Below are 18,933 nucleotides of genomic sequence, written 5' to 3'. Positions count from 1 at the left end.
ATCGTGCGCCGTGCCGATGCTGCAGCGCAGCGGCTGAAAGCAGAATGAATGCGTGCGCATCAACTACGTCCGACGCGGTGAAGGCAAGCCCTTGTTGCTCATCCACGGCCTGGGAGGCACCTGGCGTTCGTGGAGGACCATCCTGACGCCGCTGGCTGCAGAGCGCAGCGTGGTGGCCATCGACCTTCCGGGGTTCGGCAAGAGCCCTGAACTGGACGGCGAAGTCTCCATTGGCACTCTGTGCGATGCGGTCGCTTTGTTTCTCAAGGAACACGATCTGATCGGAATCGATGCCGCCGGCAGTTCAGTGGGCGGGCAACTCATTCTGGAACTGGCGCGGCGCGGCGGCGTGGTCGGGGCGGTCGTGTCGCTTGGTCCGCTCGGCTTCTGGGAAGGCTGGGAGCGCCATGCGTATCGAGCATCCGTGTGCCTTTCCTGGCGGATGGCGCGTGCACTGCAATTCGCCATGCCGGCGATCACGGCCAACGAATGGTCGCGCGTGCTGCTGCTGGGGCACGTCTCGGCGCGCGCCGCCGGTCTTTCGCCTTCGCTGGTCCTGGATGAAATGCGCAACTTCGCATCGGCAGCTTCCTTCAACCTGGTCCTGAAGAACCTCATACAAGGGTCGCCGCAGGAAGGCGCTTTGGTCGGCAGTCTCGAAAAGCAACTCGTGATCGGTTGGGGGCGCTTCGACCGGCTCTGCTTCCCGATCCAGGCCGCTCGCGCGCAGCAACTCTTTCCGGACGCTCGCGTCCACTGGTTTGACCGGTGCGGACACTATCCCCACTGGGACGCGCCGGACGAAACCGCAAAGCTGATACTGGCGACCACGGCCGACTGAACGGCGCACCCGGGGAACACGATGGCAAAAGAAAAGAAAGAGAAGAGAGACAAGAAAGAGAAGAACGAAAGCAAGGATGGAAACGACAACGACGCGCATCCCCTACCGGACGTGCATGGCGCACGCGAACTCCCTTCGGTGGTGGTCGAGGGCTACAGCCTGCAGTTGCGCGACAAGGACGGTTTTGTCGGTGATGCGGCCAGCCAGACAGCCTTCAGGGAGCTGCTCGAGCGCTGGCGCCGCCGCAGCCGACGCAAGGGGACTGACCCGCTGGGAAGGCGTCATTCCAGGGACCTGAGCAAGCGGGTCCTCGACAAGGCCATCGGCGAAGAGGCCTCACGGGCCGCCGATGTCGTGCATGCCGTCATCGAGGAATTCGCGGAAGACCTGGCTTGGGTGATCGACCGCTTCATGCGTCACCCGTCATGGAAAGGCGTCGAGCGGGTCGTGATTGGCGGCGGGTTTCCGGAAAGCGATGTCGGCGAACGCGCGATCCTGCAGGCCGCGGCCATCCTCCAGGAAATGGGGCAGTCGGTGCAATTGGGCCGCATCTCGCATGAGACCGACGATGGCGGCCTTCTCGGCTGGGTGCACCTGGTTCCGCCGCCGCTGCTGAAGGGCCGCGACGCCATTCTTGCGCTCGACATCGGCGGCACCAATGTGCGCTGCGGCGTCGTCAAGACGCGGATCAGGCGCTCAGCCGACCTCTCCAAGGCCAAGGTGGTTCACCGCGAGAAATGGCGCCATGCCGACGACGGTCCCAGCCGCAAGATCCTGGTCGAAACGCTCGCGGAAATGCTCGCCAAGCAGATGCGGCATTGCGACAAGAAGGGCATTCGACTTGCCCCGTTCATCGGCATCGGATGTCCCGGGTTGATTCGCAAGGACGGATCGATCGCGCGCGGTGCGCAGAACCTGCCGGGCGACTGGGAGAGCGAGCATTTCCATCTGCCCAGCGAGCTTTGCAAAAAAATCCCGCTGATCGGCGGACACCCCACGGTCGCGCTGATGCACAACGATGCGGTGGTCCAAGGCCTGAGCGAACTGCCCTTCATGCACGACGTGGAGCGCTGGGCGATCCTGACGATCGGTACCGGGCTCGGCAACGCGAGCTACACGAACAAGTCCGCCGAATCGGGGAAGGGCACCCAGAAGAAAACGAATCGCTGACGTGCGCCTGGTTTCAGGCGAGTTCGCGGCCGAAGAATCGCACCGTGCGATCCCAGGCGCGTTCCGCCCAAACGGCGTCGTATTGCGTGATCGGGATGCGTCCCGGGCCCTGCGCTTCCTCGTTGGCGAAGGCATGGTGCGCCAGGTAGCGGTGCCCTTCGTAGCGGACGCCCGCGGCACTCAGTTTTTCTTCGAGGCTTTCGACGCCTGCGATCGCAAAGGCCTGATCCTGCGTGGCCCAGTGACCCATCAGCGGCGCAGTGATCTTCGACGCATCGACGTACTCCAGCGGCGGGTAGCCGTACCACACGACCACGGCGTCGGCCTCGGGGACCATGGTCGAGGCGAGGAGGGTGACCGCTCCGCCCATGCAAAAGCCTGTGACACCTACCTTGCCACCGCGCGCCTTCAGGAACTGCACCGCCCCACGGACGTCCTGTGACGCCGCGTCCGCGAAGTTCAGGCCGTCCATCAGGTGATGGGCTTCCTCGGCTTCGACCGTGGACTTTCCGCGATACAGGTCTGGCACCAGGGCGGTGAACCCTGCTTCTGCAAACCGATTGGCCACCCCGCGGATCTGATCGTTCAATCCCCACCATTCCTGGATCACCACGACGGAGCCGAAGGGCTTGTCGGCTTCTGCAAGGTAGCCTTGAACGGCGCCGCCATCGGGCCGGTTGAACTGGACGAGCTTTGTCATGCATCTCTCCTGAAGTTGCTTGCGACGAGAAGCGAGTATCGGACAACGAGGCATTGCCGCCATGGCCGCCCGGCGCTCGGTCAGAGCTGGAACGCGATAGTGAGAAGCAGCCCCTCCGCCAGATCGCGAAGGAGGCCCGGCCGGCGCGCCCGGTAGGTCTCACCGGCCGAAGCGGTGGTTTCGATCCATTGCGCCAGCCAATCGATCTGGCGCTGGCCGTAGAACACCACGGCCGCCTCATGGTTGATGAGCAAGCTGCGCAGGTCGAGGTTGATCGATCCGCACATCGCAAGGTCTTCGTCCACCACCACGGCCTTGGCGTGCGCCATGAAAGGCAACATGCGAAAGGTGACCCCTGCGCGAGCGAGGTCGCGCATCGCGCGTGCGCGAACGAAGTCGGCCAGACGGTGATTCGATCGGGCCGGGATGGCGATCGTCACCTGCACGCCGCGCCGCGCGGCCAGGCGCAAGGCGTCGCGCAGTCCGTCGCCCGGCACGAAGTAAGGAGTGATGGCGAGCAGCCGTTGTTCGGCGCGAAAGCAGGCGTCGATGAGCAGGGCGTGGGCCGTGTCTTCGGTCTGGTCGGGGCCGCTCGGCAGGAACTGCGCGAGATCGCCTCCAGCGGTCGTTTCGACGGCGGCCGAGGCGCGCGCCTTGCGCTTGCGCACCGACGACCAGTCATGGTCGAACTGCCGCGCCGCCGCGGCGGCCACGCTGCCCTGGAGATCGAAGGACAGGTCACGCCATGGAATCGGATGATCGTCGTTGCCGGTGAAGTACTCGCCAGCAAGATTGCGGCCGCCCGACCAGAGCCATTGGTCGTCGGCAATGGTGAGCTTGCGGTGGTTGCGCAGGTTTCGCGGGCCGGTGCGCCGCAGGCTGAAGATGGGACGAAACACCGCGACTTCGGCGCCCGCTTCGCGCAGCGTGTCGAAGTGCGAGCGCGGCAGTGAAAGCGCGCCGAAACCATCGAGCAGCACGCGCACCGCGACCCCCTCCCGCGCGCGCCGCGACAGCCGGTTGATGACTTCATGTCCCAGCGCGTCATCACCGATGATGAAGGTGCCGACGTCGAGCCGCGTCCGTGCGCGTTCGATCACCTCGAAGAGCGCATCGCGCGCAGCCGCGCCATCGGAATGGAAATGAATGTCGCAGGGCCCGGGCGGCGCCAGGCCGAAGCTCTCGATCAAGTCGGCGGCCCAATGCCCCGTCGGGCCGGTGCGCGGCGGACGGGGAGAGCCCGCCGGCCGGAGCTTGCGTTGGCCGAACAACAGGTACATGGGAAGGATGACGTAGGGCATCAGCGCAAGTCCCATGACCCAGGCGATGGCTGTCGAAGGCGCGCGCTGTTCGCGCCGCCCGCGGGTCGTCAGCACATAGACAAGCAGCGCGAACGTGACGACCAGCAAATGCTGCGACGGCGACGGCAGCCAGTCGAGCAACTCGTCGATCTGATTCACGTGCGGAGATGCGACTGCAGGAACGCGGGCACCGGCCGCCCGTGCGATGCGAGGAAACGCATCATTGCGCCGACCACTTCGCGCACCGCGGGCCGCTCGCCGACGCGATCACGCCAGGCGACCAACCGCGGGGTGGAAGATGTCATGCCGGCTCCTTTGCGATCGGCGAATACATGCGCCATGTAGAACGCGATATCGGCGTACGAATAGGGGCCGGCGAGATAGTCGCGGCCTTCGAGAAGAAGATCCAGGTCCTTGCAAAAGCGGTCGCACGCAGCACACGCCGCCCGCGCCGCGGGACTTTGCATGTCGTCCTGCAGCCCAAAGAGCTTCACGACGTGGGGAAAGAAAACCTCATCCGACTTGAGTTCGAGTTGTCGCGCCCGGGCACGCGCGGAGACTTCGGCGGGCCACAGCGGTGGATCGGGAACGAGATCTTCGAGGTACTCGAAGATCTGAGTCGAATCGAACAGTTCGAGGTCGCCGTCGACCAGCACCGGCACCTGCTGCTTCGGGTTGATCCGAAGCACATCGGGATGCTTGGGCTCGTAGTTGTCGTCGCGGTCGAATGGCACCATCACGCATTCGAACGGCAGCCCTTTCTCAAGAGCCGCGATCTGCGCCTTGGCGCCGAACATGCTGAGGGGACCGGTGAAGAGCTTCATCCCCGAAGCCTACTTCACCCCAGCGCCAAAACAAACCGCCCGCCGGAACGGCATCTTCGGGAAACACCGCGGAACCGGCTTTGCCGGGCCGCTGGTGTTGCCCCCGGCAGGGGGTCGGCGAAGCGACACGAAGTGCGCGCAGCCTGGGGGCGAGCCTAGCCTCTAGCCCCCCCAGACCTCTTGGGCTGTCTCTATGACCAGACGCAGCTTGGCACGTTGCGCCTCGACAGCGATGTTGTTGCCGTGCACCGTGCTGGAGAAACCGCATTGCGGCGACAGGGCGAGCTGGTCGAGCGAAACGTATTTGGCGGCGGCCTCGATGCGGCTCTTGAGCTCGTCCTTGTCTTCCATTTCGCCGAACTTGGTGGTCACTAGGCCCAGCACGACCGTCTTGCCCTTCGGCAGGAAGCGCAGGGGACGGAAGTCTCCCGAGCGCGCATCGTCGTATTCGAGGAAGTAGGCGTCGAGATCCATTTCCTTGAGCAGCGCCTCGGCCACCGGCTCGTAGTTGCCGGCTGCGGCGTGCGTGCTCTTGAAGTTGCCGCGGCACAGGTGCATCGCCAGCGTCATGCCGGCCGGCTTTTGCGCGACGACCTTGTTGATGAAGGCGGCATAGCGGTGCGGCAGTTCGTTCGGGTCGTCGCCGCGCTGGCGGGCTGCTTCGCGCATTCTTTCGTCGCAAAGGTAGGCGAGATTGGTGTCGTCCATCTGCACATAGGTGCAACCGGCATCAGCCAGCGAGCGAAGCTCGTCGCCATAGGCCTTGGCCACATCGTCGTAGAAGGTCGGATCGAGTTCCGGGTAAGCCTCCTTGCTGATGCCGGCGCGGCCGCCGCGAAAGTGCAGCATGGTGGGCGAGGGGATCGTGACCTTGGGCGTGCTCCCGGCGGACACCTGGCTCTTGAGGTACTGGAAATCCGCCAGCTGGATGTTCTTGGCGTGGCGGACCTTGTCGATCACGCGCATCACCGGCGGGGCAAGTTCCTCTGTGCCGTCGGCCTTGCGGATCGTGACCGGAATATCCGTTTTCACGCCGCCGAGCTGTTCGAGAAAGTCGATGTGGAAATAGGTACGGCGGAATTCCCCGTCGGTGATGCTCTTGAGGCCAACGTCTTCCTGGAACTTGACGATCTCCGTGATGGCCTTGTCTTCGACCTTTCGAAGCTGCTCGGGCGTGATTTCGCCCTTGGCTTTTTGCTCTCGGGCTTCGAGCAGGTATTTGGGGCGCAGGAAGCTGCCGACATGGTCATAGCGGGCAGGCAGTTGGGCATGCTGGGACATAGGTGGCTCCGTCAAAACTGGAATAGAACGGTCGATCGTATCCGCACAGGACTGATGCGCAGCGGATACACCGGGATGAGTGTTTACCCTCGAAACCCGGTGGCCTGGTCAATTTTCTGGGTTCGTGTGTATACAGTCCGTATCCCGTGAATGACCGCATCCATCCTGCGACGAGCCATGCCGTCGCCGCCGCGTTCGGCGAACCCGAAGCGGGCGGCTCGCAAGCCGTCAAGGCCCAGTTGCGCCTGCGCGAGATGGTGCTCGCCGGCGAATTGCCCGGCGGTGCCCGCATTGCCGAAGTCGCCATCTCCGAATTGCTCGGCGTCTCCCGAACCCCGGTGCGCAGCGCCCTGATGCGCCTCGAGCAGGAGGGCTTGCTGGAGGCGCTGCCCAACGGTGGCTATGCCGTGCGGACTTTCTCGGAGCGTGACGTGTCGGACGCCATCGAGTTGCGCGGCACGCTGGAAGGGTTGTCGGCGCGGCTCGCAGCGGAGCGCGGCGTGGCGCCGGTGGTGCTGCGCGAGGCCCGCGCGTGTCTCAAGCGCATCGACGAGCTGTTGTGCGAACCGGCGCTGGACGATGCCGCGTTCTCGCGCTATGTGGCGTTCAACGAAGAGTTTCATCGCCTGCTGTCCGAGCTGTCCGCGAGCCCGCTGATCAGCATGCAGACCGAGCGCGTCACCAACTTGCCCTTCGCATCGCCATCGGCCTTCGTCGTCGTGCAGGCCAATGCGCCTGCCGCTCGAGACATGCTGCTGATCGCACAGGACCAGCATTGGCAGGTGCTGGACGCGATCGAAAACCGCGAGGGTTCCCGCGCCGAGGCGCTGATGCGCGAGCACAGCCGCATCGCCCAGCGCAACCTCCGCGAGGCGCTGCACGGCCTGCAGGCGCATCCTTTGCCGGGCGTGAATCTCATCCGCCGCCGAACCTGAACATTGCACCCGCACGATGGACCTGCATGACTTGCCTCTGCCACCCCCCATTGCGCGATGATCGCGCGTCCAATTTCATGATCGCGCAGAAATCCGATGCTGCGGCGGCAAGCTAGGTGTTTGCCGAAGCCCGCGTCCACTTGCATCTCGTCACAATATCCACCGTTTCGCCAATTCAGCACCTATCGAAAAGGAGAGCTCCATGCTTCGTCGTCATCTCGTCAAGGCTGCCAGCCTGACCGCCATTGCGCTGGCCATGCCTTCGGCATTCGCCGCGGACAACACGTTCAAGATCGGCCTGATCCTTCCGATGACCGGCCAGCAGGCTTCCACCGGGCGCCAGATCGAGGCCGCCGCGCGTCTTTACATGGCGCAGAACGGCGACACCGTCGCGGGCAAGAAGGTCGAACTGATCGTCAAGGACGACACCGGCTTGCCGGACGTCACCAAGCGCCTGGCGCAGGAATTGGTCGTCAACGACAAGGTGAACGTGCTCGCCGGCATGGGCATCACGCCATCCGCGCTGGCCGTCGCACCGATTGCCACGCAGTCGAAGACGCCGCTGGTCGTGATGGCGGCTGCCACGTCGAGCATCACTGAAGCGTCTCCGTACGTCGTGCGCTCGAGCTTCACGCTGCCGCAGGTCTCGGTGGCCATGGGCGACTGGGCGCCAAAGAACGGAATCAAGACCGTGGTCACGCTGGTCTCCGACTATGGCCCCGGCAACGACGCCGAGAAGTACTTCAAGGAGCGCTTCCAGCTCAACGGCGGCAAGGTGCTCGATTCGCTGCGCGTGCCGCTGCGCAATCCCGACTTCGCGCCCTTCCTGCAGAAAGTGCGCGACGCCAAGCCTGACGCGCTGTTCGTCTTCGTGCCCTCCGGCGCGGGCTCGGCCGTGATGAAGCAGTTCCTCGAACGCGGCATGGACAAGGCTGGCATCAAGCTGATCGCCACCGGCGACGTGACGGACGACGATCAGCTCAACGACATGGGCGACGGCGCGCTGGGCGTGGTCACCTCGCACCACTATTCGGCGGCCCATCCCTCGGCGATGAACAAGAAGTTCGTCGAAGCCTTCGAAAAGGCCAACAAGAACATGCGCCCCAACTTCATGGCCGTCGGCGGCTATGACGGCATGCGCGTCATCTATGACGCCCTCAAGACGACCAAGGGCCAAGGCGGTGGCGAAGCACTCCTCGCCGCAATGAAGGGCCAAGTCTTCGAAAGCCCCCGCGGCCAAGTCCTCATCGACGCCCAGACCCGCGATATCGTGCAAGACGTGTACCTGCGCAAAGTCGAGAAAAAAGACGGCCAGCTCTACAACGTCGAGTTCGACGTCATCAAAAACGTCAAAGACCCCGGCAAGACCAAGCAGTGATGCACCCCCCGCCCTTGACCGCTGACAACGCAAAATCCGCCCCCACCCCATTCGGAAAATACCGTGGAACCGGCTCCGCCGGGCCACTGGTATTGCCCCCGGTAGGGGGTAGGCGAAGCGACACGAAGTGCGCGAAGACTGGGGGCGAGCCATGCTAACCATTCTGTTTGACGGCATCGCCTACGGCATGCTGCTGTTCGTGCTCGCGGTCGGCCTGGCCGTGACGCTGGGGCTGATGAACTTCATCAACCTGGCGCACGGGGCATTCGCCATGGCCGGCGGCTACCTGACGGTATTCGCCATGCAACAGCTCGGCGTGCCTTTTCTCCTTTGCCTGCCGCTCGCGTTCATCGTCGTCGGCGCCGCGGGCGCGCTGCTAGAGCGCACGCTTTATCGTCCGATGTACGGCAAGCCGCACCTCGACCAGGTGATGTTCTCCATCGGCCTTGCGTTCATGGCGGTCGCGGCGGTCGACTACTTCGTCGGCTCCTCGCAGCAGAACATCCACCTGCCCGAATGGCTTCGCGGACGCACCGAGATCGGTGACGGCGCGCTGATGCTGGGCATGGGCCACTACCGGATCTTCATCATCGCCGTGTGCGCGTTGCTGACCGTGGTGCTTCAGCTGATCCTCACGAAGACGCGCTTCGGCAGCCGGCTTCGCGCCGCCGTCGATGATCCGCGGGTTGCCGCCGGCATGGGCATCAACGTGAACGTGGTGTTCCTGCTGACTTTCGCAGTGGGCTCGGGGCTGGCCGGCCTGGGGGGTGCGCTGGGCGCCGAGATCCTCGGCCTCGATCCGACCTTCCCGCTGAAGTACATGATCTACTTCCTCATCGTGGTGTCCGTCGGCGGCACCTCATCGATCACCGGGCCGCTGCTGGCTGCGCTGCTGCTTGGCATCGCCGATGTGGCCGGCAAGTATTTCATTCCGAAGATGGGCGCCTTCACGGTGTACCTGCTGATGATCTTCATCTTGATGTGGCGGCCGCAGGGCCTGTTTACGCGCAAGGGAGCGCGTTGATGGACTTTCAGCAACCGCTCTTGCGCAAGGCGCGCTGGCGACCCTGGGAGTTCGTCGTCTGGGCCGTGGCTTTCGTACTGCCGCTGGTCTTCCCCTCCCATGCGCTCATGATCAACGAGATCGCCATCGTCGGGCTGTTCGCGATGTCGCTCGATCTCATCCTCGGCTACACCGGCATCGTGTCGCTCGGACATGCCGGGTTCTTCGGGCTCGGTGCCTATGCGGCGGCGCTCTTTGCCAAGCACGTGATGCCCGACCCGACTGTCGGACTGCTGGTCGCGATCGTGGTGTGCGCGGTCGTCGGCGCAATGGCCAGCGTGACCATCCTGCGCGGCACCGATCTCACGCGACTGATGGTCACGCTCGGAACCGCGCTGCTTCTCCTGGAGCTTGCCAACAAGCTCGACTGGCTCACCGGCGGCGCCGACGGATTGCAGGGCGTGGTGATGGGTCCCGTCCTCGGTTTGTTCGACTTCGATCTCTTCGGTCGCACGGCGGCCTGGTATTCGATGTCCGTACTGCTGCTGCTCTTCCTGCTGATGCGCCGCCTTGTGCATTCGCCCTTCGGTGCCACGCTGATGGCCGTGCGCGACAACCGGCTGCGCGCCATGGCGATCGGAATTCCCGTGGTTTCGCGCCTCGCGGTGATCTACACGATCGCGGCGGCAGCGGCCGGAGCGGCGGGCGCGTTGCTTGCGCAGACCACCGGCTTCGCATCGCTCGACGTGCTTTCGTTCGACCGCTCGGCTGACGTGCTGTTGATGCTGGTGATCGGCGGGGTTGGCTGGCTGTACGGCGGCGTGGTTGGCGCCATCGTTTTCAAGCTGTTGCAGGACACGCTCTCCAGCGTCACGCCGCAGTACTGGATGTTCTGGATCGGCTTGATCCTTGTGCTGATGGTGCTGGTCGGCCGCGATCGGCTGTTCAAGCCGTGGACGTGGTTCGGCGCCCGCGCGGGAGTCAAGCCATGACCGCTACGGCAAACGACATCGTCCTTTCCGCAACGGGCCTCGTGATGCGCTTCGGCGGGATCACGGCCACCAACAATGTCACGCTGAACCTGCATCGCGGCGCACGCCATGCGTTGATCGGCCCGAACGGCGCCGGCAAGACGACGCTGATCAATCTGCTGACCGGCGTGCTCACGCCCACCGAGGGCCGCATCGTCCTTGAAGGCGAGGACATTACGCGCCTTGCGCCGCACCGCCGCGTGGCGAGAGGGATGGTTCGCACCTTCCAGATCAACCAGCTGTTCGATTCGATGACGCCGCTGGAGACGCTCGCGCTGGTGGTCTCCCAGCACTCCGGCGTCGGCACCGACTGGTGGCGGCCGCTCGGCGCGTCGAAGCAGGTGGCCGAACGGGCCGGTCGGCTGCTGGAGCAATTCCGGCTCGCGGACGTGGCGCAGCAACGGACGAAGCATCTGGCTTACGGCAAGCGCCGTCTGCTGGAAATCGCCATTGCGCTGGCCTGCGAGCCGCGCGTCCTGCTGCTCGACGAGCCCGTCGCTGGCGTGCCTGCCGGCGAACGCGAAGAACTGCTCGAAACCGTCGCCGCGCTGCCGGCCGATGTGTCCGTGCTGCTGATCGAGCACGACATGGACCTCGTCTTCAGCTTTGCCGACCGGATGACCGTGCTGGTCAACGGCACCCTGCTGACCGAAGGCGACCCCGACACGATCGCCAACGACCCGCGGGTGAAAGAGGTCTACCTGGGCCATGGAAGTGATGTGGACCCCCAAGCTCACATTGGTTCGCAGCCCCCCGAGGGGGCGCAGGCCTCCCTTGGGACGGCCGGGCGGGAGACCCGACATGTCTGAATTGCTGCGCATCGAAAACCTGAGCGCCGGATACGGCGAGGCGGTCGTGCTGCACGACGTCAATCTCGCCATCGGACAAGGCCAGACGCTGGCGCTGCTGGGCCGCAACGGCACCGGCAAGACCACGCTGATCAACACGCTCGCGGGCGCGACGCGCCAGCACGGCGGCAGCATTTCGCTCGGCGGCGTGGCGCTGCACAAGCTGTCGTCACACCAGCGCGCGTCAGCGGGCATCGGATGGGTGCCGCAGGAGCGCAACATCTTCAAGTCGCTGACCGTGCACGAGAACCTCACCGCCGTCGCCCGCCCGGGCAAGTGGAACCCGCAGCGCGTCTACGAGATGTTCCCTCGACTGGCCGAGCGGAAGTCCAACCTCGGAACGCAACTGTCGGGCGGCGAGCAGCAGATGCTCGCGGTCGGGCGCGCGCTGGTGGTCAATCCGACGCTGCTGCTGCTCGACGAGCCGCTCGAAGGCCTCGCGCCCATCATCGTGGAAGAACTGCTTCGCGCCATTCGCCGCATCACGCAAGGCGAGGGGCTGTCAGCCATCGTCGTCGAACAGCATCCACAGGCGATCCTTGCGATTTCCGACGAAGCGGTCGTGCTGGACCATGGCACGGTCGTCCATGCCGACCGGGCGGCCACGCTGCGCACGCAACCCGAAGTGCTGGAGCGTTTGCTGGGGGTTTCGCGCTAATCTCCGGCCTCAGTTCTTCATCTTCGTGAGGAGATCAGGCCATGGCTTCCATTCGACGCGAGATTCAGGTGGCGGCAAGCGCCGCCGCCATCTGGGATGCCGTCCGCGACGTCGGCGAAATTCATCGCCGCCTGGTCCCGGGCTTCGTCAGTGATTGCCGCATGGACGGCGACGATGCCCGAATCGTCACCTTCGCCAACGGCATCGTCGCGCGAGAGGTGATCGTCGACCTCGACGAAGCCGCCCGCCGCATCGTCTGGTCCGCCAGCGGCGGCCGTCTCACGCATCACAACGCATCTCTGCAAGTCTTCGCCGATGAGGCCGGCACCAGCAGGCTCGTCTGGATCGCCGACCTCCTGCCCAATGCCATGGCCGCCCCGATCGCTGCCATGATCGAAGAGGGCATGCGCGCAATGAAGCGAACCCTCGAAGCAAACCCTTGAACACAGCAGCGCCTCTCTTCCAGAAACACCGCGGAACCGGCTAAGCCGGGCCGCCGGTGTTGCCCCCTGCAAGGGGGTGGAGGAGCGACACGAAGTGCGCGGAGCCTGGGGGTGTGCCTAATATCCGGCGGTGAAGCGAACGCGCGAGTGCTTGGGCCTTTCGAGCTCGTCGGCCAGCGCGATGGCGTAGTCCTCCATCGAGATCCAGCTTTTGCCATTCGCGTCCGTCAGCAGTTGATCGCCGCCGAGCCGGAACTTGCCCGTACGCTCTCCGGGCGCAAACAGCGCCGATGGCGAAAGAAAGGTCCAGTCCAGTTCCTTCTCGCTGCGCAGCCGCTTCAGGAGCGCGCCGCCGGCGCTGGCCTCCGCCTTGTAGGCGTCTGGAAACTCCGGCGTCTCGATCAAGGCTTTGCCGGGCGCTACCTCCAGGCTGCCTGCTCCGCCGACAACTAGCAGCCGTGGCACGCCCGCGCTCTTGGTCGCTGCAATCAGCGTTTCGGCATCACTCCCGCCGACGAAGCGGGTGGCGCTGATCACGGCATCGTGGCCCCGAAGGAGCGGGACCAACGCATCGACGGAAGTGGCATCCGCAGTCTTCACGGTGAGTTGCGGGTGTGGCGCGACGCCTTCCGCCTTGCGGGCAATTCCGCTCACGGTGTGGCCGCGTTGAAGCAGTTCGTGGGCGATACGAGAACCGGCGTTGCCGGAGATACCGAGGAGGGCGATTTTGCTCATGGTGATCCTTGTACGAAGATGGGTGCGATCGATCGTATGTTTCTCCGGTCGGTCTAAAAACACCGTTGAGCGCGCAGGTTTGTTGCAGAATTCGGTCGAATATGGACCGTATTGCCGCCGCTGAAGTCTTCGTATCGATTGCCGAGCGGGCCAGCATGACAGCTGCGGCCGAGGCGCTCGACATGTCACGCGCCATGGTCTCGCGCCACCTTGCACAGATGGAGCAGTGGGCGGGAGCGCGGCTCCTGCATCGCACGACCCGACGCGTGAGCCTGACTGAAGCGGGGACGGAAACCCTTGTGCGCTGCCGGCGCATGCTCGAAGTGGCCGCGGAGATGCCAGCCGCCGCCGCGGCGGATGCCGACACGCTGCGAGGACTGCTACGGGTAGCGAGTTCGCACTCTCTGGCCCAGGAGGTGCTTGCCGCCGCCGTCTCCGAATTCCTGCGCCGCCATCCGCTGGTTTCCATCGACCTCCACATGGGTGCGAAGTCCGTCAACCTGGTCGAAGAACGGATCGACTTGGCGATCCGGATCACCAACGATCTTGATCCCAACCTCATCGCCCGCCCGCTCGGCCGATGCGATTCGGTGATCTGTGCTGCGCCCGCCTACGTGGCTGCAAACGGAAAGCCATCGAGCGTGGAAGACCTGGCGACCCACAACTGCCTGACTTACTCCTACTTCGGCAAAAGCCTGTGGGAGTTCGAGCAGGCGGGCGAGCGGGTTGCGGTGCCGGTCAGCGGCAATCTGAGTGCCAACGAATCGCAGGTGCTGCTTTCGGCGGCCATCGAAGGCGCGGGCATCGCCATGCAGCCGGCGTATGCCGTTCGTGCGCCGATTGCGGACGGGCGTTTGGTGCCACTCCTGCCGGACGCCGTGCCGCAGCCGCTCGGTGTATACGGGCTATATGGTTCACGGCGCCAGATGCCGGCCTCGCTGCGTGCGCTGCTCGACTTTCTGGTGGAGTGCTTCGCAGACCCGGCCTTCTGGCCGCTCAGTCCTGGGGCCCCACGGCGCGATACAGCGCGCGCACGAAGTCGGACTGCGTGATCATTCCGACGAGCCTCTTTTCGTCGTCGATGATCGGGATGTGATGGTGGCCGCCTTCCGAGAACAACGGCACCAGTTCGGCGAGGGGCCGGTCCTCGCTGGCTACACGCACCTGGCGCGTCATGATCTGGCCCACGACTTCGGGCTTGCTCGACATGACGGTGCGCGTCGCCCGGATGAAATCGCGCAGGCGGCCGCCCAAGCCTTCGTGGTGCTGCAGATCGATATGCCTGAAGAAATCCGCCTGCGTGACGATCCCGACCACGCGCCGGGTCTTGTCGACGACGGGCAGGGCTTTGATGCGCCGGGCGTGCATCAGCGACCACGCTTCCTGCAGCGTCGTGCCGAATTCGACGGAGACGAGGTCGCGCGACATGATGTCGACGCAATGCACCGTGCCCAGCCTCCGGTGCCATGACTCGATTTCGGTCTCGCGGATCAGCGATTCGAGATCGTCTCTGCTGATGTCGAGCACCTGGTTGTAGCGCGCCAGAACCGCGTCCACGTCCGCCGAACTGAAGCGGCTGTCTGTAGTGGGCTGCCGCGGCGCGATTTGCACGTGCGGATAGCGGCGGCCCGTCAAGCTGTTGTAGAGCACGCCTGCCAGCACCAGCAGCAGCGAATTGGCGAAAGTCGGAAAAAGCGCAAAGGAGAATTGCGTCGCGTGTGTCAGGACCGCCAGCAACGCAACGGCGCCGCCCGGCGGATGCAGGCAGCGAAGCGCGAACATCAACGAAATGGCGAGCGCAACGGCAATGGCGCCGACCCAAGGGCCGTCCGGCAGCCACTGCACACAGGCAACGCCCGCCAGGGCGGCGACGGTATTGCCGCCGATCACGGACCAAGGTTGCGCCAGCGGGCTCCCCGGCACTGCGAAAACCAGAACGGCGCTGGCCCCGAGCGGCGCGATCAGCCAGGTGCTGCCCCACGCCATGTGAACCATCCATTGGCACAACACTGCCGTGACGAGCAAGCCGGCCAAGGCGCCGGTTGCCGCCCGCAGGCGCTCGCGCCCATTGACGGCAGTGCGACCTGGGATCCAGGCCCGAGCAAAAGTGGGCAGCGCGTCGATTCTCATGAGCCTCATGCGGCTGCCCCGGCGACAAGGCGCCCGATCTCCGGCCAGCGCCCGTGCAGCCAGACCCATGCGACAAGGCCGATGCCCAGCATCAGGATCGAGGTGCCCGCGAGTGCCAGCGTCGAATGCATCACCAGCGGCGCGATCACGCCTGCGACGACGCCGTTGGCGGTCGATCCGATCACGGCTTGCAGCGATGAAGCCATGCCGCGGCGCTCGGGATGCAAGTCGAGCACCAGCAGCGTGATGACCGGCACCATCAGCGCCCACCCGAAGGCGAACACCGCCAGCGGCCACAACGCCCAGCCCGCATGCGGGGTGAACAACGCGTTCGCGACGACGTTCACGAGGGAAGTCGCCAACATGATGACGAAACCATCGCGGATCTGCCGCTTGGGGGCCACCTTGCCGGCCATCCGGCCGCTCGCCCATGCGCCAGCCATGATGCCGCCGATGGTCAGCAGGAAGAACCAGAAGAACTGCGTCGGTGCGAGCGACAGGTGCTCGCCGAGAAACGCCGGCGCGGCGAGCACATACAGGAACATGCCGTTGAAAGGCACCCCGCTCGCGAGCGCCAGCAGCAGAAAACGCGGGTCGGAGCACAGCTCCCAGTAGCCGCGCATCAGGTGCTTTACCTCGAAGGGCTGGCGGTGCTCGGCGTGCAGCGTCTCGGGAAGGAGTTTGTAGTTGGCGATGAACAGCACCACGCCCACCGCGACCAGAAACCAGAAAATGCTGTGCCAGCCCAGGTTCACGAACAGGAATCCACCCACGATCGGCGCGATCGCCGGCGCAATGCCGAAATAGATCGTGACCTGGCTCATCACCTTCTGCGCTTCGGCGGGCGGAAACATGTCACGGATCACTGCCCGGGACACCACGATGCCGGCCCCCGTCGACAAGCCCTGAAGCGCGCGAAAAAGCACCAGCTGTCCGATGGTCTGCGACAACGCGCAGCCGAGCGAAGCGACCGTGAAGACGACCAGCCCCCAGAGCACCACCGGGCGGCGGCCGAAGCTGTCCGACAGTGCCCCGTGGAACAGGTTCATGAAAGCAAAGCCGAAGAGATACGCCGAGAGCGTCTGCTGCATCTCCACGGGCGTGGCGCCGATGGAGTGAGCGATACCTGAAAAAGCGGGGATGTAGGTGTCGATCGAGAACGGACCGAGCATGCCCAGCACTGCCAGCAGAATGGCCAGCGCCCAGCGCGGGGCCAGCCAGAGTTTGTCGGCGTCGGGATTCATGCGCGGTGGCTCCAGTCGATTCTTGGCTTTCGGAAAAAAGAAGGGCGCCCGAGGGCGCCATCTTCTCTGCTTGCAGCGAATGCGAGCTTACAGGGTATCGATAAAGCTGCGCAGCTTGTCGGAACGCGACGGGTGCTTGAGCTTGCGCAGCGCCTTCGCTTCGATCTGGCGGATGCGCTCGCGGGTCACGTCGAACTGCTTGCCGACTTCTTCCAGCGTGTGGTCGGTCGACATCTCGATGCCGAAGCGCATGCGAAGCACCTTGGCTTCGCGCGGCGTGAGGCTGTCGAGGATGTCCTTGACCACGTCGCGCAGGCCGGCTTGCATCGCGGCCTCGATCGGCGCCGTGTTGCTGCTGTCCTCGATGAAATCGCCCAGGTGCGAATCGTCGTCGTCGCCGATGGGGGTTTCCATCGAGATCGGCTCCTTCGCGATCTTCATGATCTTGCGGATCTTGTCTTCCGGGATCTCCATCTTCGCAGCCAGGATGCCCGCGTCAGGCTCGAAGCCGAACTCCTGCAGATGCTGGCGGCTGATGCGGTTCATCTTGTTGATGGTCTCGATCATGTGCACCGGGATGCGGATCGTGCGCGCCTGGTCGGCGATCGAGCGGGTGATCGCCTGGCGAATCCACCAAGTCGCATACGTCGAGAATTTGTAGCCGCGACGGTATTCGAACTTGTCGACCGCCTTCATCAGGCCGATGTTGCCTTCCTGGATCAGGTCGAGGAACTGCAGGCCGCGGTTGGTGTACTTCTTGGCGATGGAGATCACGAGACGCAGGTTGGCCTCGATCATTTCCTTCTTGGCATCGCGCGAAGACGATTCGCCTTCGTTCATGCGCTTGTTGATGTCCTTGAGCTCGGCGAGCGGCACCACGACGCGCGACTGGATGTCGGCCAGACGTTGCTGCAGTTCCTGCACCGGCGGAATGTTGCGCGAAAGCACGGCGCTCCAGGGCTTGCCTGCGGCAGCCTGCTTCTCGACCCACTTGAGGTTGAGCAGGTTGGACGGGACGCGGTTGCCGTTCTTGTCGTAACCGCTGAAGTCGCGGATGAACTCGTCCTGCGGGAAGCCGCATTTGTCCACGATGATGCGGCGCAGTTCGCGCTCTTTCTTGCGAACGTCATCGACCTGCGTGCGCACCAGGTCGCACAGCTTCTCGATGGTGCGGGCGGTGAAGCGGATGGTCATCAGCTCTTCGGAGAGCGAGTGCTGTGCCTTCTGATAGGACGGCGTTCCGTAGCCTTCCTTGTCGTAGATCTTGTGGATCTTTTCGAACAACACTGCGATACGGTCGAAGCGTTCGAGTGCGTCGCGCTTGAGTTCCTCGAGCTTCTTGGTGAGCGCCTTGGAACCGCCCTTGCCGTCGTCGTCGTCTTCCTCGTCGAACTCGTCGAAGTCTTCTTCGGCCACATAGTCGTCGGCCTCGTTCGGGTTCGAGAAGCCGTCGACGATGGTCGAGATGACGACCTTGCCTTCGCGGATGTCTTCGCCCAGGCGCAGGATTTCAGCAATGGTGGCGGGCGAAGCCGAGATGGCTTCCATCATCGCCATCAGGCCGCCTTCGATGCGCTTGGCAATTTCGATTTCGCCTTCACGCGTGAGCAGTTCGACCGTGCCCATTTCGCGCATGTACATGCGTACGGGGTCGGTGGTGCGGCCGAATTCGCTGTCGACCGTGGAAAGCGCCGCTTCGGCCTCTTCCTCGGCTTCTTCGACCGTCGTGGCGGTCGGAGCGGTGTTGTTCAGCAGGAGAGTCTCGGCATCGGGCGTCTGCTCGTACACGGCCACGCCCATGTCGTTGAGCATGGTGACCACCACTTCCATGGTTTCGGCGTCGACCAGCTTGTCCGGCAGGTGATCGGAGATTTCGCCGTGCGTCAGGTAGCCGCGGGTCTTGCCGAGCGTGATCAGGGTCTTGAGGCGCGAGCGGCGCTTTGCGAGGTCTTCCTCGGACAGCACGGTCTCGTCAAGGCCGAACTCCTTCATCAAGGCGCGTTCCTTCGCCTTGCTGATCTTCATGCGGAGCGGTTTGACCTTTTCTTCGGTCGCGGCGACGACCGGTTCTTCACCCGCCAGATCGTCTTCGATGTCGGACAGATCGATGTCGCTGGAGACGGACTCGTTGCCCGCTTTGGGCTTGCGGCCGCGCTTTGCGCCGCCCGTTGCGGCGGGCGCACCGGCTGCCTTGGGAGGACGGCCGACTTTCTTTGCGGCGGGTTTCAGGGTTTCAGCGGTGGTGGTCGTTTTCGTAGGCACGGTATTCACTTTCGTTGCTGCAGACGCCTTGGACGCGGCGGCGCCCGTCTTGGTTGCCGGCAGCGCGGCTTTTTTCAATGGCTTCAATGGCTTTTCTGCAGCCGGTTTTTTGGCGGTAGACACGGCAGGCTTCTTTGAACTGGGCATAA

General features: G+C 64.3%; 18 protein-coding genes. 10 read left to right on the top strand and 8 right to left on the bottom strand.

What is annotated here, in order from left to right:
* Positions 1 to 52: 52 nt before the first annotated feature.
* A complete protein-coding gene (locus tag AC1DEK_RS19490; RefSeq protein ID WP_478126915.1) occupies positions 53 to 841 on the top strand; it encodes an alpha/beta fold hydrolase in 789 nt (262 codons plus the stop codon).
* A gap of 21 nt (positions 842 to 862) precedes the next feature.
* Positions 863 to 2,011 (top strand): ROK family protein, encoded by a 1,149-nt coding sequence (locus AC1DEK_RS19485; RefSeq protein ID WP_478126914.1) that lies wholly within the window; start codon positions 863 to 865, stop codon positions 2,009 to 2,011.
* 13 nt (positions 2,012 to 2,024) lie between these two features.
* On the opposite strand, the gene AC1DEK_RS19480 is transcribed toward AC1DEK_RS19485, so the two are convergent.
* The 4 genes from AC1DEK_RS19480 to AC1DEK_RS19465 form a co-directional block, all read right to left on the bottom strand.
* On the bottom strand, positions 2,025 to 2,711 hold the full coding sequence (locus AC1DEK_RS19480) for a dienelactone hydrolase family protein (RefSeq protein WP_478126913.1): 687 nt from the start codon (positions 2,709 to 2,711) through the stop codon (positions 2,025 to 2,027).
* A gap of 80 nt (positions 2,712 to 2,791) precedes the next feature.
* Positions 2,792 to 4,171 carry a phospholipase D-like domain-containing protein gene (locus AC1DEK_RS19475; RefSeq protein WP_478126912.1) on the bottom strand — a complete coding sequence of 460 codons (1,380 nt, stop codon included), beginning with the start codon at positions 4,169 to 4,171 and terminating at the stop codon, positions 2,792 to 2,794.
* Positions 4,168 to 4,836 carry a glutathione S-transferase family protein gene (locus AC1DEK_RS19470; protein WP_478126911.1) on the bottom strand — a complete coding sequence of 223 codons (669 nt, stop codon included), beginning with the start codon at positions 4,834 to 4,836 and terminating at the stop codon, positions 4,168 to 4,170. Before AC1DEK_RS19470 ends, AC1DEK_RS19475 begins: the two co-directional genes overlap by 4 nt.
* Before the next feature lie 162 nt (positions 4,837 to 4,998).
* Positions 4,999 to 6,117, bottom strand: a complete 1,119-nt coding sequence (locus AC1DEK_RS19465) for a 5-methyltetrahydropteroyltriglutamate--homocysteine S-methyltransferase (RefSeq protein ID WP_478126910.1) — start codon at positions 6,115 to 6,117, stop codon at positions 4,999 to 5,001.
* A gap of 146 nt (positions 6,118 to 6,263) precedes the next feature.
* Between AC1DEK_RS19465 and AC1DEK_RS19460 the strand changes: the two genes are divergently transcribed.
* From AC1DEK_RS19460 to AC1DEK_RS19430, 7 genes are all read left to right on the top strand, one after another.
* Positions 6,264 to 7,052 carry a GntR family transcriptional regulator gene (locus AC1DEK_RS19460; protein ID WP_478126909.1) on the top strand — a complete coding sequence of 263 codons (789 nt, stop codon included), beginning with the start codon at positions 6,264 to 6,266 and terminating at the stop codon, positions 7,050 to 7,052.
* A gap of 202 nt (positions 7,053 to 7,254) precedes the next feature.
* Positions 7,255 to 8,430: an ABC transporter substrate-binding protein gene (locus AC1DEK_RS19455; protein WP_478126908.1), complete on the top strand. Its 1,176-nt coding sequence runs from the start codon at positions 7,255 to 7,257 to the stop codon at positions 8,428 to 8,430.
* A 151-nt stretch (positions 8,431 to 8,581) separates the two neighbouring features.
* Positions 8,582 to 9,454: a branched-chain amino acid ABC transporter permease gene (locus AC1DEK_RS19450; RefSeq protein WP_478126907.1), complete on the top strand. Its 873-nt coding sequence runs from the start codon at positions 8,582 to 8,584 to the stop codon at positions 9,452 to 9,454.
* Positions 9,454 to 10,425: a branched-chain amino acid ABC transporter permease gene (locus AC1DEK_RS19445; RefSeq protein WP_478126906.1), complete on the top strand. Its 972-nt coding sequence runs from the start codon at positions 9,454 to 9,456 to the stop codon at positions 10,423 to 10,425. The genes AC1DEK_RS19450 and AC1DEK_RS19445 overlap by 1 nt, the downstream gene beginning before the upstream one ends.
* Complete coding sequence (locus AC1DEK_RS19440) at positions 10,422 to 11,273, top strand: ABC transporter ATP-binding protein (protein WP_478126905.1); 852 nt, start codon at positions 10,422 to 10,424, stop codon at positions 11,271 to 11,273. Before AC1DEK_RS19445 ends, AC1DEK_RS19440 begins: the two co-directional genes overlap by 4 nt.
* Complete coding sequence (locus AC1DEK_RS19435; RefSeq protein WP_478126904.1) at positions 11,266 to 11,970, top strand: ABC transporter ATP-binding protein; 705 nt, start codon at positions 11,266 to 11,268, stop codon at positions 11,968 to 11,970. Before AC1DEK_RS19440 ends, AC1DEK_RS19435 begins: the two co-directional genes overlap by 8 nt.
* 41 nt (positions 11,971 to 12,011) lie before the next feature.
* Positions 12,012 to 12,413, top strand: a complete 402-nt coding sequence (locus AC1DEK_RS19430) for an SRPBCC family protein (protein ID WP_478126903.1) — start codon at positions 12,012 to 12,014, stop codon at positions 12,411 to 12,413.
* Between the two features lie 117 nt (positions 12,414 to 12,530).
* Here AC1DEK_RS19430 and AC1DEK_RS19425 read toward each other — a convergent pair whose 3' ends face one another.
* Positions 12,531 to 13,148 carry an NAD(P)-dependent oxidoreductase gene (locus AC1DEK_RS19425; RefSeq protein WP_478126902.1) on the bottom strand — a complete coding sequence of 206 codons (618 nt, stop codon included), beginning with the start codon at positions 13,146 to 13,148 and terminating at the stop codon, positions 12,531 to 12,533.
* 101 nt (positions 13,149 to 13,249) lie between these two features.
* On the opposite strand from AC1DEK_RS19425, the gene AC1DEK_RS19420 reads away from it, so the two are divergent.
* Entirely contained in the window at positions 13,250 to 14,200 is a 951-nt protein-coding gene (locus AC1DEK_RS19420) for a LysR family transcriptional regulator (protein ID WP_478126901.1), read from the top strand.
* Here the strand turns inward: AC1DEK_RS19420 and AC1DEK_RS19415 are convergent.
* The 3 genes from AC1DEK_RS19415 to rpoD form a co-directional block, all read right to left on the bottom strand.
* On the bottom strand, positions 14,145 to 15,278 hold the full coding sequence (locus AC1DEK_RS19415) for an HPP family protein (RefSeq protein ID WP_478126900.1): 1,134 nt from the start codon (positions 15,276 to 15,278) through the stop codon (positions 14,145 to 14,147). The genes AC1DEK_RS19420 and AC1DEK_RS19415 overlap by 56 nt on opposite strands.
* 5 nt (positions 15,279 to 15,283) lie before the next feature.
* Positions 15,284 to 16,522: a multidrug effflux MFS transporter gene (locus tag AC1DEK_RS19410; protein WP_478126899.1), complete on the bottom strand. Its 1,239-nt coding sequence runs from the start codon at positions 16,520 to 16,522 to the stop codon at positions 15,284 to 15,286.
* A gap of 87 nt (positions 16,523 to 16,609) precedes the next feature.
* Positions 16,610 to 18,931: an RNA polymerase sigma factor RpoD gene (gene rpoD / locus AC1DEK_RS19405; protein ID WP_478126898.1), complete on the bottom strand. Its 2,322-nt coding sequence runs from the start codon at positions 18,929 to 18,931 to the stop codon at positions 16,610 to 16,612.
* Between the last annotated feature and the right edge of the window lie 2 nt (positions 18,932 to 18,933).

This window comes from Variovorax sp. 10N420, assembly GCF_056394705.1.
This window is presented reverse-complemented; position numbering and strand designations above follow the sequence as displayed.